The organism is Actinokineospora bangkokensis (assembly GCF_001940455.1).
Classification (GTDB): Bacteria; Actinomycetota; Actinomycetes; order Mycobacteriales; family Pseudonocardiaceae; genus Actinokineospora; species Actinokineospora bangkokensis.
This window is the reverse complement of sequence record NZ_MKQR01000006.1, coordinates 64,632-78,426: the sequence shown is the minus strand read 5'-3', so window position 1 is coordinate 78,426 and position 13,795 is coordinate 64,632. Positions and strand designations below refer to the sequence as shown.

Genomic DNA, 13,795 nt, shown 5'->3' with positions numbered 1-13,795 from the left:
CCGACAGGGACTCGCGGGAGCCACGGCGGCGGTGCTGGAGGTGGTGCGCGGGGTCCTGCCCCCGGGTTCGCGGGTCACCGAGGACACCCCGTTCACCGACCTGGGGCTGGGCTCGCTGGCCGCGGCGCGGGTGGTGGTGGAGGTCGGCATCGCGCTCGGGGTCGACTTGTCGCCCGAAGCCGCCCGGGGGTGCCGCGATCCGCGCGCCCTGGCGGAGCTGGCGCTGGCGGGCTCCGGCGGCGGTCACCTCCCCGTGTTGCGGCCCGATCCGGGCTCCCGGTACGAGCCGTTCCCGCTGACGCCGTTGCAGGAGGCGTACCTGCTCGGCAAGTCCACAGGGGACGGCATCGGCTGCCACATCTACCGCGAGTACCCCGTCACCCGGTTCGACGCTGGGCGGGTGCGCGCGGCGTGGGCGCGGCTGGTGGACCACCACGACGCCCTGCGGTTGACCGTGTCCGACGACGGCACCCAGCGGGTCATGCGGGAGGCCCCGGCCTGGGAGTTCCCGGTCGGCACCGACGTGGAGGCGACCCGGGCCGCGCTCGCGCACCGCCCGCACACCGTGGACGACCCGCTGCTGTGGAGTGTCGCCGCGACCGCCCTGCCGGACGGTTCGGGCGTGCTGCACCTGGCGATCGATGCGCTCATCATCGACGGCGCCGGGCTCGCGCTGCTCGTTGACCAGCTGCGCGCGTTGCTCGACGACCCCGAGCACTCCCTGCCCGAGCCACAGCCGCACCTGCGTGACGTGATCGTCGCCCTGGACGAGCACAGCCGCACCGACGCCTATCGCGCCTCCCTCGCCGCACTGGTGGAGCGGGCGCGGGAGATGCCGCCGGGACCAGCCCTATCGCCGGTCACCGGGTCGAGCGAACCGCACACCTGCCTGCTCAGCCCGCGCGAGTGGGCGTCGGTGCGGGCCGCCGCCGCGACGGCGGAGGTCTCCCCCACGGCACTGGTGCTGACGGTGTTCACCGAGGCGGTGCGGCGGTTCACCGAGGATCCCGCGTTCACCGTGGTGCTGACGACGAACGCGCGGCTGGTGCTGCCCTCGGCCGTGGACGCCGTGGTGGGTCCGTTCACCTCGACGGCGTTCGCGGTCGCGGGACCGTCCGAGGGCCTGCCGCTGGCCGACGCGGCGCGGCGCACCCACGAGCGGCTGCGCGCCGACCTCGACCACGTGGCCGTGCCGGGGGTGGCGGTGCAGCGCGGTCTGCGCGGCCGGGGTCCGTTCCCGGTGGTGTTCACGAGCCTGCTGGAACTGGGGTCGGGCGCCTCGGACGGGTCCTACGCGCTGAGCCGCACGTCCGGGGTGGCGCTGGACGCGCAGGTCGCCGAGCGCGACGGCGGGTTGGTGCTGCGCTGGGACGTGGTGGCGTCGGCGTTCGCGCCCGGTGCGGTGGAGGCGGCGTTCGCCTGGTTCGCCAACACCCTGCGCTGGCTGTGGCCCGGCGACGAGGCGGGCGCGCTGCCGGTCAACGGGTTGCAGCAGGCCTACGTCGTCTCCCGGGTGACCGGCGGCGTCGGCCCGTGGACGGGGTGCCAGGTCGCGCACGGGTTCACCGTCGACCAGCTCGACCTGCCCGCGCTCGAAGCCGCGTGGCTGGGCCTGCTCTCCGACCACGAGGTGCTGCGCACTGCGGTCACCCACGAGGGCGCCGCGGTGGTGCACGACGCGGTCCCGGACGGCTGGCGCATCCCGGTGTGCCACGCGGAGCCGGAGGCCGTCCTGCGCGACCTGGCCCACCGGGCGTTCCCGCTCGGCAGGCTGCCCCGCGCGGAGGTCCGGGTGAGCGCGCACGGGGGTCGAGCGACCGTGCTCGTGGCCATCGACCTGCTCGTCGCCGACGGCCGCAGCACCCACCTGCTCCTGCGCGAGCTGATGCGCCGCTACCGCGACCCCTCGGCGCGGGTCGTCGCCGGTGAGCCGATGGCGGCGCTCGTCGAGCACCGCCGGGAGCTGCGGCAGGGCCCGGGGCACGCCGCCGCGAAGGCGCACTGGAAGGACCGCGTCGCCGCCCTGCCACCGGGCCCGCCGCTGGCGGGCGCCGGGCCGCGCACCCGCGTCACCGCCGTCATCCCGGGGTGGTCGCGGGTGCGGCAGCGGGCCCAGCGCCTGGGGGTGTCGCTGGACGCGGTGCTCATCACCGCGCTCACCGAGGCGCTGGGCGTGCACGTGCCCGGGTCGTTCGCGGTGCCGCTGGTGCGCTGGTCGCCCGCCGTCGAGCGGTTCCGGCCCGCGGAGGCCACCGTGCTGAGCTGGGTGCCCCGGCCGCCGGAGGGCAGGCCGTTCACCGAGGGCGCGCTGGCCGCGCACGAGCTGATCACCGCCGACGAGCGGGCCGACGACGCCGACGGGCTGGCCGAGCTGCGCGCCCACGTGCTGCGCAACCGCGGCGCGGGCGGCTACCCGGTGGTGTGCACGGGGCTGCTGGAGCTGGCCGGGTCGCCGCTGCCCGAGGGGGTGGCCGCCGCCGGGTGGCTCACCTGCACCCCGGACGTCGCCCTGGACTGCATCGCCATCGACGAGGGCGGTGACGACCTGGCGGTGTTCTGGGACGCCACCGACGGCGCCTTCCCCCCGGACGCCCTCACGCACGTCTTCGCCGCCTACCGGGTGCTCCTGGAGCGCCTGGGCGCCGAGGCCGACGAGTGGGGCGCGCCGTGCGGGCGGGACGCCGCCCGCCACCGCACGCTGCGCCTGGCCAACGACACCGCCCGCCCGTTCCCCCACGACGGCCCGGTCCACCGCCTCTTCGAGGCCCAGGCGGCGGCCCACCCCGACGCCGTCGCCGTGCGCCACCGCGGCGGCACGATGACCTACGGCGAGCTGAACGCCGCCGCCAACCGCGTCGCCGCGGCCCTGCGGGGGCTCGGGGTCGGGCCCGGGTCCGTCGTCGGCATCCGGATGGCCCGCACCCCGCAGCTCGTCGCGGCCGTCTACGGGGTGCTCAAGGCCGGGGGCGCCTACCTGCCGGTGGAGCCGTCGCTGCCGGTCGAGCGGGCCGGGGTGATGCTGGGCGACGGCGCCGCCGCGGCCGTCGTCACCACCTCCGACCTCGCGGGCGCCACCGGGTTGCCCGAGGTGTGCGCGGACCAGCTGGGCGGTGACGTTCTGGGCGGTGACGTTCCGGAGGGTGAAGCGCTGACCGACCCCGACCCGGGCACCGACGAGGACGCCACCGCCTACGTCATCTTCACCTCCGGCAGCACCGGGCGGCCCAAGGGCGTGGCCGTGGCGCACCGGGCGGTGCACAACCTGCTGGCCTGGGCGGGGCGGGAGTTCGGCTTCGGTCCCGCCGACGTGGGCCTGTGCGTCACGTCGCTCGGCTTCGACCTGTCGGTGTTCGACCTGCTCTGCCTACCCGCGTGGGGCGCGTCGGTGTACCTGGCCGACGTCGAGCAGCAGCGCGACCCGGCCCTGCTGCTCGACGTGCTGCTCGACGAGCCGATCACCTTCTGGAACTCCGCGCCGACCACGCTGGCCCACCTCGCCCCGCTGCTGGACGCGCACGTGGGCGACCCGCGCGCCGCCGGGCTGCGGCTGGCCTTCCTCAGCGGCGACTACACCCCGCTGTGGCTGCCCGACCGGCTGCGCGCCTGCTTCCGGGCCGTCGACCTCATCAGCCTGGGCGGTGCCACCGAGGCGACGGTGTGGTCGAACTGGTTCCGCGTGGGCGAGGTCGACCCGGCCTGGCGCAGCATCCCCTACGGCAAGCCCATCGACAACGCCCGCTACTACGTCCTCGACGACGACCTGCGCCCGTGCGGGGTGGAGGAGGAGGGCGACCTGTTCATCGCCGGGGAGGTGCTCAGCGAGGGCTACCGCAACCGCCCGGAGCTGACCGACGAGCGCTTCACCCCCTGCCCCTACGACCCGCCCGGCACCCGGATGTACCGCACGGGCGACCGGGCCGCGTTCACCGGCACCGGCGACCTGGTCTTCCTCGGCCGCGCCGACCACCAGGTCAAGATCCGCGGGTTCCGGGTGGAGCTGGGGGAGGTCGAGCACCGCCTGCGCGCCCACCCGGCGGTGGCCGACGCGGTGGCCGTGACCCGCGACGACGGCGGCGAGCGCAAGCTCGTCGCGTACGTGGTGCCCGCGCCGGGCGCGGCGCCGACGGCGAAGGAGCTGCGCGCGCACGTCGGCGCCGCCCTGCCCGACTACATGGTGCCCAACCGGGTCGGGGTGGTGGCGGCGTTCCCGGCGACGTCCAACGGCAAGCTGGACCGGGCCGCCCTGCCGTGGCCACCCCCGGCCGCCCCGGCGGCGCCCGCCCGGCCGGACGCGCGGGAGCTGGTGCTGTCGGTGCTGGGCGAGCTGATCGGCGCGGAGGTGGACCCGGCGGTCGACCTGTGGGACCAGGGCGCGACCTCGTTCACCATGGTCCGCCTGTCCGGTCGGGTCCACGACGCCTTCGGCGTGCGCATCCCCGTGTCGGCGCTGCTGGACGACCCGACCGTCGACGGCATCGTCGCGCACCTGGGGGTGCCCTGCGCGCCACCCGCCGAGGTGGAACCCGAGCCCGAGGTGGTGGACGTGCTGTCGGCGGAGGCGAAGGAAGGTTTTGCCGCCGCGCGCAAGGACTTGCGCGCGGACGGCACCCCAGTGCCGCTGCCCGACAACCCCGCCGACGCGGTGCGTTGCCTCCTGCGCGGGAGCAGGCGCGACTTCACCGCGGACGCGGTGCCGTTCGCCGACCTCGCCGCGCTGCTGGGCCTGCTGCGGCCCGCGGACAACGGCCTGCGCCGCTACCCGTCGGCGGGCAGCACCTACGGCGTGCAGTTCTACGTGCACGTCCGCGCGGGCAGGGTGTCCGGTGTGGAGCCTGGCGTGTACTACTACCACCCCGACGAGCACGCGCTGCGCCGCCTGTCGGACGGCTCGCAGCTGACCCGCTCGGCGCACTTCCTCTACAACCGCCCGGTGCACGACGCGGCCGCCTTCGAGCTGTTCCTGGTCGGTGAGACGCGGGCGGTGCGCCCGCTCTACGCCGAGGACACCGAGCGGTTCCTGGCGCTGGAGGCCGGGTACGCGGGGCAGCTGCTCATGGACAACCAGGCCCTGTTCGGGCTCGGGCTGTGCCCCATCGGCTCGGTGCGCGCGGAACCGGTGCGGGACGCGCTCGACCTGGGCGCGGACCACGTGTTCCTCCAGTCCTTCCTGGGCGGGGTCGTGGAGCGGGTGCGCCCGCCTTCGGCCCGCGAGGAGATCGCCGTCGTGGGCATGGCTGGCCGCTACCCCGGCGCGCCCGACCTGGAGACCCTGTGGCGCAACCTGTCCGCGGGCCACTGCGCTGTCGGCGCCGCCGAGCGCCCCGGCGCTCCCCCCGGCGGCTACCTCGACGACGTGGCGGGCTTCGACAGCGCGGTGTTCGGCATCGCCCCGGCCGAGGGCGAGGCGCTGGACCCGCAGCTGCGGCAGCTGCTGGAGGTCGTCTGGTCGTGCCTGGAGGACGCCGCCCACACCCCGGCGTCGCTGGGCCGGGTGGGGGTGTTCGTCGGGTTGATGTGGCACGACCACCGCCTGCTGGGCACCGACCGCTGGCGCGCGGGCGAGGCGGCGACGGTCTCGGGCACCGGCTCGGAGGTCGCCAACCGCGTCTCCCACGCCTTCGACTTCCGCGGGCCCAGCCTGGCCGTCGACACCGCCTGCTCGTCCTCGCTCACCGCGCTGCGGCTGGCCGTCGACAGCCTCCGCGCGGGCGACTGCGACGCCGCCGTCGTCGGCGCGGCGAACTTGCTGCTGCACCCCTACCACGCGGACGTGCTGCGGGGCCTCGGCCTCGTGGCGGCGGCGCCGGGCCGGGCGTTCGACCCGGAGGCAGGCGGGTGGTCGCCGGGCGAGGGCGTCGGGGCGCTGCTGCTGCGGCGGCTGCCGGACGCGCGCGCGGACGGCGACACCGTGCACGGGGTCATCGAGTCGGCGTGGGTCTCCCACGGCGGCGGCACGTCCCGCTTCGGCACACCCGACGTGGCCGAGCTGCGGCGGTCGTTGGCCGACGCGCTGCGGGACGCGGGCCGCGAGCCGGAGGACATCGGCTACGTCGAGTGCGCGGCCTCCGGCGCCGCGCTGTCGGACGCGGCCGAGGTGCAGGCGCTGGGCGAGCTGTTCGCCGGGCACCCGGTCGCGGTAGGGACGGTGAAGCCGAACGTCGGGCACGCGGAGGCCGCCTCGGGGCTGGCCCAGGTGACCAAGGTGCTGCTCCAGCTGCGGCACCGGGCCCTGGCCCCCTCGCTCGTGGCCCGGGAGACCGGGCTGGTGGACCTGGGCGCGCTGCCCCTGCGGTTCCCCGCCGAGGCCGAGCCGTGGCCGGACGCGGCGGCGCGCGCGCTGGTGACGGCGGTGGGCGCCACGGGGTCAGCCGGGCACGTCGTGCTGCGGGCGGGGGACGCGTGAGCGGCACCTGGGTCAAGCACTTCGGCCCGGAGGACGCCCCGGTGCTGCTGTACTGCGTCGCGCACGCGGGCGGTGGTGGCGGGTTCTTCCGGCCGTGGGCACGGGCGCTCGCGCCCGGTGTGGGCGTGCGGGCCGTGGTCCTGCCCGGGCGCGAGTCCCGGTTGCGCGAGCCCGCGGCGACGTCGATGGCCGAGGTCGTGGCGCCGCTGGCGGCGGCCGTCGAGGCGGACGCGGACCGGCCCTACGCGCTGTTCGGGCACAGCATGGGCGCGGCCGTGGCCTACGAGGTCGCCCGGGTGCTCAACACCGGGCCGCGCCCGCCGCTGCGGCTGCTGGTGTCCGGGCGGCGGCCGCCGCACCTGCCCGCCCGGTTCCCCCCGCTGCACCGGCTGGGACCGGAGGAGTTCCTGGACGCGGTGGTGGCCATGGGCGGCACGCCCCGGGAGCTGGTGGAGCAGCCGGACCTGGTGCGGGTGTTCCTGCCGGGCCTGCGGGCCGACTTCACGCTGAACGAGACCTACCGCGAGCTGCCCGGCGCCGTGCTGGACTGCCCGGTGTCGGCGTTGACCGGGGTGGACGACCCGCAGGTGGACGCGGTCGAGATCCGGCGGTGGGCGGATGTGACCACCGGCGCGCTGACCGTGCACTCGTTCCCCGGCGGGCACTTCTACCACGCGGGCCCGCCCGACGCGGTCGCCGTCGTGGTGCGGGAGGAGCTGGCCCTCCCGGTCCGGTAGGAGGGTTCCCCCCAGGACAGCGAGAAGGCGGGTGGCCCGGAGGCCACCCGCCTTCTGACCACGCTGGGTCGACCCACCCGCCCAGTCCCGCTGTCCTTCTCCCTGCCCACAAAGCAACCACCCCCGCAACCGGCAGCCCGGCTACGGGGGTGCTCGATGGGGTGGTTGTGCTTGGTCGGGGGAGGCGATCATGTGCTACCCAAACGGGACGGGCGGGCGTCTTTTCAGCCCGCCTTTTCCCCGCCCGCAGCACATGATCGCCGTAGGGGCCCCGACCAAGCGCAACCACCGCATCGAGCCTGCCGGAAGATCCCGCGCACCCGGTACCGGCCTCAGGCGGGCGTGGGCTCCGCCGCCTGGCTCTCCGCGGGCGACGGCACGGTGACCGTCACCGGCACCTCGGTGGTCGCGGCCGCGGCCAGCTCGGCCTGCACGGCGGCGACGACCTCGCTGGTGGCCTGGTGCAGGATCCGGGCCATGGTCCGGACCTCCTCCTCGGTCATGGCCAGCGGCGGCACGATGACGATGGTGTCGCTGGGCGCCGAGTGGATGATCATGCCGAGTTCCTTGCACCGCTCGGTGATGCGCGGGGCGACGTTGAGCGTCCAGTCGAACGGCTCCCGGGTCCGCTCGTCGGCCACCAGCTCCACCGCGGCGAGCAGGCCGCACTGGCGCACGTCGCCCACGTGCGGGATGTCGTGGAACTTCGCCAGCTCCTCGGCCAGCACCACGGCCAGCTGCTTGCCGTGGTTGATCACGTCGTCCTTCTCGAACAGGTCGAGGCTGGCGAGCGCGACGGCGACGGCCATGGGGTTGCCGGAGAAGGTGTGGCCGGACAGCAGCATCTTGCCGTCGCCGCGGAAGGCGTCGAACACCTCGCCGGTGGCCATGGTGGCGGTCAGCGGCATGTACCCGCCGGTGAGGCCCTTGCCGACGCAGAGGATGTCGGGCTTGACCCCGTCGGCCTCGCAGGCGAACATCGGGCCGGTGCGGCCGAAGCCGGTGCCCAGCTCGTCGGCGATGAGCAGCACCCCGTGCTTCTTGGCGATCTCGGCGACCCTGGCCAGGTGCCCGTCGCGGGCGACGACCATGCCGCTGACGTTCTGCACCCTGGGCTCCACCAGCACCGCGGCGACTTGGTCGCCCTCTCGGGCGAGCACGTCCTCCAGGGTGTCGGCGCAGGCGAGCGTGCAGTTGTCCGCGCACAGCGTGCAGCGGTAGCAGTAGGGCTGGGCGAACGCGCTCGTCTCGCGCAGCAGCGGCTGGTAGAAGTTCTTGAGGATCGTCATCTGGCCCACCGACAGCGCGCCGATGGTGTCGCCGTGGAACGCCCCGGTCATGGAGACGAACTTGTTGCGCTGCGGCTGGCCCTTGAACACCCAGTAGGAGAACGCCATCTTCATGGCCGTCTCCACCGCGCTGGACCCGCTCTCCAGGAACAGCACCTTCTCGATGCCCTCCGGGGCCAGCTTCGCCAGCCGCTCGGCCAGCTCCGCCGCGCCGGGGTGGGTCATCCCGTAGAGGGTGGTGTGGGCGATCTTCGCCGCCTGCGCCACCACCGCCTCGTTGAGCTCGCGCCGCTGGTGGCCGTGGATGTTGACCCCGAGCGAGGACCCGGCGTCGAGGTAGCGGTTGCCCTCGGAGTCCACCAGGTACACACCCTCGCCGTGGTCGATCACCAGCGGCTTGGCCGCCAGGTAGTCGTCGGTGGGCGTGTACGGGTGCCACACGTGGTCCTGGTCGAGCTTGCGCAGGTGCTCGGTCCGCGCGGTGGGGTCGGTGGCGGGGTTCTCGGCCATGGGCGCACTCCGGTTTCCGTTGCGGCTGAGGCGGTTCGGGTGTGCGGCAATACCATCCGGCGCGGGGGCGGCGCGTCTGCGCAGTCTTGCGCGTTGGGTCCGTTTCGGCGGCGGGGCGGCCGGTGCTCAACAGTGAGCAGAGGGCCGGTGGCGGCGCTGGGGATGCTTCGGGTCCGGCGGGGCTCCCCCTCGCCGCAGGCGCGAGGGAAGGACGGCGCGTGACCACCTCGGAGCACATCGACCTGATGTCGGCGCAGTCGCGGGTGACCGCGTACGCCACCTACGCCGACCTGCGGGCGCAGTCGCCCATATCGCGCGTGCGGATGCCCACCGGGCAGGACGTGTGGATGGTGACCGGCTACGACGAGTGCGTCGACATCCTGGGCGACTACACCCGGTTCAAGACCACCCCCACCGTGCTGCCCGAGGGGGTGGAGATGCCCGCGCTGCCCGAGGCGGTCGTGCGGCTGCTCGGCGGCGCGATGGGCAGCATCGACCCGCCCGAGCACACCCGGCAGCGGCGGCTGGTGCAGTCGGCGTTCACCCCCGCCTTCGTCGAGGGCATGCGCCCGGGGGTGCGGGCCATCGCCGAGGCGCTGGTGGACGAGCTGCTGGCCGAGCCGGTGCGCGAGGTCGACCTGGTGGAGCGGTTCGCGGTGCCGCTGCCGCAGACGGTGATGTCGCGGATGCTGGGCATCCCCGAGGCCGACCGCGACCGGTTCCGGCTCTGGGCCGACCTGCTGCTGTCGCTGGACCCCACCTCGGCCCAGTCGGCGCCGCAGGGCATGAGCCCCGAGCAGGTCATGGCCGAGATCGAGCAGTTCGTGGGCTACCTGGAGGCGCTGGTCGCGGCCAAGCGCGCCGACCCCGGCGACGACCTGGTCTCCGGGATGGCCACCGCGGAGGCCGACGGCGAGCGGATGACCGACGACGAGCTGCTGAAGATGGTGGCGCTGCTGGTCGTCGGCGGCCTGGGCACCACCCAGCACCTCATCGGCAACATGTTCTTCGCCCTGTTCACCCACCCCGACCAGCTCGCCCTGCTGCGCGAGCGCCCGGAGCTGGTGGACCAGGCGGTCGAGGAGGTGCTGCGCTTCCACGGCTCCATCGAGATCAGCTTCCCGCGCTTCGCCGCCGAGGACGTGGTCATCGCGGGCACCCCGGTCAGCCGCGGCGAGATGGTGATCGCCGTGCTCGCCGCCGCTGACCGCGACCCGGCCCGCTTCCCGGACCCGGACACCCTCGACGTCACCCGCACCCGCAACCGGCACCTGGCCTTCGGCCGGGGCGCGCACATGTGCCTCGGCGCGCCGCTGGCCCGGGTCGAGGGGCAGGAGGCGCTGGCGGTGCTGCTGCGCAGGCTGCCCGAGCTGCGCCCGGCGGTGGACCTGTCCGAGGTCACCTGGCGCCCGGGGCTGACCCTGCGCGGGGTCGCCGAACTGCCCGTCGCCTACTGACGGACCCCAGACCACCCGACCACCCGCCCCCAGACCCCGACCAGCGGGCCGCCCGGCCCGCCTGGAGCACCACCGAAGGCAGATGACACCGAGGCCGCCGCTGCGACCGGGTACCGCTCCTCGGGGTGCGCCCGGCCACGCGTCGGACGCACCCCGAGGAGGAGATGCCCCGTGCCAGACGCGATAGTCGCGGAAGGACTGCGCAAGCGGTTCGGCGACGTGCCCGCGCTCGACGGGTTGGACATGGTGGTGCCCGCGGGCACCGTCACCGGACTGCTCGGCCCCAACGGGGCGGGCAAGAGCACCGCGGTGCGGCTGCTGACCACCCTGGTCGCCCCCGACGGCGGGCGCGCCGAGGTGGCGGGCCTGGACGTGGTGCGCGACGCGGCCCGGGTGCGGGAGGTGATCAGCCTCGCCGGGCAGCACGCCGCCGTGGACGCCAACCTCACCGGCCGGGAGAACCTGGTGCTGGTGGGCAGGCTGCTGCACCTGGGCAAGTCCGCCGCGCGCGACCGGGCGAAGCAGCTGCTGGAGCGCTTCGACCTGCTCGGGGTGGCCGACCGGCGGGCCAAGGACTACTCCGGGGGCACCCGCAGGCGGCTGGACCTGGCCGCGGCGCTGGTGCGCACCCCGCAGGTGCTGTTCCTCGACGAGCCGACCACCGGCCTGGACACCCGCAGCCGCGGCGACCTGTGGGACACCATCGGCGAGCTGGTCTCCGGCGGCATGAGCCTGCTGCTCACCACGCAGTACCTGGAGGAGGCCGACCGGCTGGCCGACGACATCGTCGTGGTCGACCACGGCACCGTGGTGGCCACCGGCACCCCGCGCGAGCTGAAGGCGCGGGTGTCCGGGGAGCGGCTGGAGGTCACCGTGGCGCCCGGCACCGCCCCCGGGCTGGTGCGGACCCTGCTGGCACCGGTCGGGTCCGGCCCGGTCACCGCCGACGAGGAGGGCACCGGGTTCGACGTGCCGGTGGACGACGGGGTGGACGCGCTGGTCGCGGGCGTGCGCGCGCTGCGCGGCGCGGGCATCACCGTCACCGGGGCGGGGCTGCGCACCCCCACCCTCGACGACGTCTTCCTCGCGCTCACCGACCGCCCCGCCGCGGCGGCCACCGAGGCCCCCGCCCCGACCGCCACCCCGGAGGTGATCGCGTGAGCGCCGCCACCGCCTTCGCCGAGGGCGCCGTCATCGCCCGCCGCAACCTCACCATGATCCGGCGGGTGCCGGAGCTGCTGGTGAACGCCGCCGTCGCCCCGGCGATGATGACCCTGCTGTTCGGGTTCGTCATCGGCGGGGCCATCGCGCTGCCCGGGGTGGAGTACCGGGAGTTCCTGATGAACGGCATCTTCGTGCAGGCGGTGCTGTTCTCCGCGGTCAACACCGGCACGGTGATCGCCTCCGACATCGCCAACGGCATCGTCGACCGGCTGCGCTCGATGCCCATCTCGCGCTCGGCGGTGCTCATCGGGCGCACCACCAGCGACGTGGTGAACAACGCCGTCGTCATCTCCGTGACCGCGGTGCTCGGCCTGGTCATCGGCTGGCGGGTGCGCGGCTCGGCGCTCGACGCGGTGCTGGCGGTGGTCGTCCTGCTGGCCTTCGCCTACGCGCTGTCCTGGCTGATGGCCGTCGTCGGGCTGGCCGTCCCGGCGCCGGAGGTGGTCAGCAGCACCGGGTTCACCATCGCGATCCCGCTGGGCTTCCTGTCCAACGCCTACGTGCCGATCGACACCCTGCCCGCGGTGCTGCGCCCGGTCGCGGAGTGGAACCCGGTCTCGGCGGTGGTCTCGGCGCTGCGGGAGCTGTTCGGCAACGTCCCCGCGGGCCTGCCCGCCTCGACCGCCTGGCCGCAGCAGCACCCGGTGGTGGCCTCGCTGCTGTGGTCGGCGGTGCTGCTGGCGATCTTCGTGCCGCTGGCGGTGCGCAAGTTCTGGAAGGCCGTCAGCCGCTGATCCCCGGCGGCGGAGGGGGCGGGTGCCGCGACCGGGCACCCGCCCCCTCCGCTGTCACTCGACCAGCACGCGGTGCGGGGCCAGGGCCCTGGCCTTGCGCGAGCGCCACAGCTGCCGCACCCACAGCACCAGGCCACCGAGGTCGAACAGGAACGTCAGCGCCGCGAAGGCCAGCACGTCGGCCCAGGTGAACGACCCGGTGAGCGGGGCGCCGGTGAAGAACGCGATGACCCGCTCGCCGTAGAACAGGATGAGCGGGATCGTCGCGGTGACGAGCACGCCGAGCGCGAGCGCGCGGCCCAGCACGTAGACCACCGAGAACACCCGGATCAGCCGCAGCTCCCGCGTGCCGACCCCGGACTGGTCGACCAGCGGCCTGCGCAGCACCCGGCGCACCAGATTGCGCAGGTAGGTCCCGGTGTCGGCCATCAGGCTGGGGGTGCCCAGCGCGGTGGCGAACACGTAGTACAGGTCGGTGCGCAGGAACACGAACGCCTGCCACAGCAACCGGATGAAGTAGGTGAACAGCAGCGCGGCCAGCACCGTGCGCACCGGGCCCGCCAGGGTGAGCAGGCCAGCGCGGTCGGCCCGCAGCACGATCACCAGCACGGCCGCCGACAGCACGTCGACGTACATGCCCGCGAGCAGGGCGGTGTAGCGCTGGCGCTTGGGGGCCAGCCAGATGCCGGACATGTCGGTCTGGGCGACCATGGCGTACATCTGGTTGCCGACGCTGATCCGCGCCGACACCCCGGCCGCCCGGGCGGCCACGACGTGCGCCAGCTCGTGCACCCCCACGCCGACCGTGGCGATCGACATGACCGCGAGCAGGTAGGCCCAGAAGTGGTCGTGGAACGCCAGGCTGGACGCGCCGGGCAGCACCCCCGGGTCGGTGACGGCCAACCCGGCGGCCACGGCGACCACCAGGCCCGCGGCGATCGCGACCGGGCGGGAGAAGAACCGGGCCGCGGCGGCGGGGGACAGCCCGTCGAGGTTCCAGGCCCGGCGGGGGCGCTCGGTGGGGTCGGCGGGCAGCTCGCCGCCCGCGGGGGCGACGAACCCCTCCTCGGCCAGCACCTGGAGGAACCCGTCGAGGTCGGGGGTCTCGCCGTGGCGGCGCTCGTAGCGGCGGACGGCCTCGGCGGGCGGGACGCCGTCGGCCAGCCACTCCAGCAGGTCGAGGCCGTCGGCGGGCACGGACAGGTACACCTGGCGCGCGTCGTCGCCGAGCACGGCGCTCTCGCCGTCGCGGCGGGCGGTGAACGGGCGCACCAGCACGGGGGCGTCCGGGGGGAAGGTGGGCACGGGGAACCTCCTTCTGGCAGACCGCGGGGGAGGCGGCGGGCGCGTGGCCCACCCCCTCCCCCGCGGGGCAGCGGATCAGGCGGGCTGGCTGCCGCAGACCACCGACGCGCTGGCCTTGACCGACTCGAGCTTGCGG

At 75.0% G+C, this 13,795-nt stretch carries 7 protein-coding genes; 5 read left to right on the top strand and 2 right to left on the bottom strand.

The annotated features are described in order from the left end of the window. The first annotated feature begins 31 nt into the window (after nt 1-31). Complete coding sequence (locus BJP25_RS03920; protein ID WP_233157899.1) at nt 32-6,403, top strand: non-ribosomal peptide synthetase; 6,372 nt, start codon at nt 32-34, stop codon at nt 6,401-6,403. After that, the gene (locus tag BJP25_RS03915; protein ID WP_075973394.1) at nt 6,400-7,140 is read left to right on the top strand and encodes a thioesterase II family protein; all 741 of its coding nucleotides are present in this window, start codon (nt 6,400-6,402) and stop codon (nt 7,138-7,140) included. The genes BJP25_RS03920 and BJP25_RS03915 overlap by 4 nt, the downstream gene beginning before the upstream one ends. A 332-nt stretch (nt 7,141-7,472) precedes the next feature. Here BJP25_RS03915 and bioA read toward each other — a convergent pair whose 3' ends face one another. After that, nucleotides 7,473-8,939 carry an adenosylmethionine--8-amino-7-oxononanoate transaminase gene (gene bioA, locus BJP25_RS03910; protein WP_084793663.1) on the bottom strand — a complete coding sequence of 489 codons (1,467 nt, stop codon included), beginning with the start codon at nt 8,937-8,939 and terminating at the stop codon, nt 7,473-7,475. 218 nt (nt 8,940-9,157) lie between these two features. Between bioA and BJP25_RS03905 the strand changes: the two genes are divergently transcribed. The 3 genes from BJP25_RS03905 to BJP25_RS33045 all read left to right on the top strand — a co-directional run bounded on the left by BJP25_RS03905 (nt 9,158) and on the right by BJP25_RS33045 (nt 12,354). Further along, nucleotides 9,158-10,396 (top strand): cytochrome P450 family protein, encoded by a 1,239-nt coding sequence (locus BJP25_RS03905; RefSeq protein WP_075973393.1) that lies wholly within the window; start codon nt 9,158-9,160, stop codon nt 10,394-10,396. A 171-nt stretch (nt 10,397-10,567) separates the two neighbouring features. Further along, the gene (locus BJP25_RS33050; RefSeq protein ID WP_075973392.1) at nt 10,568-11,557 is read left to right on the top strand and encodes an ATP-binding cassette domain-containing protein; all 990 of its coding nucleotides are present in this window, start codon (nt 10,568-10,570) and stop codon (nt 11,555-11,557) included. Continuing rightward, nucleotides 11,554-12,354, top strand: a complete 801-nt coding sequence (locus BJP25_RS33045; protein WP_075973391.1) for an ABC transporter permease — start codon at nt 11,554-11,556, stop codon at nt 12,352-12,354. Before BJP25_RS33050 ends, BJP25_RS33045 begins: the two co-directional genes overlap by 4 nt. A 54-nt stretch (nt 12,355-12,408) precedes the next feature. On the opposite strand, the gene BJP25_RS03890 is transcribed toward BJP25_RS33045, so the two are convergent. After that, nucleotides 12,409-13,659: a hypothetical protein gene (locus BJP25_RS03890; protein WP_075973390.1), complete on the bottom strand. Its 1,251-nt coding sequence runs from the start codon at nt 13,657-13,659 to the stop codon at nt 12,409-12,411. Nucleotides 13,660-13,795 lie beyond the last annotated feature (136 nt).

What these genes read in the sequence shown, in the direction of transcription:
- bioA (WP_084793663.1), bottom strand. Translation starts at nt 8,939, where the DNA reads ATGGCCGAGAACCCCGCCACCGACCCCACCGCGCGGACCGAGCACCTG.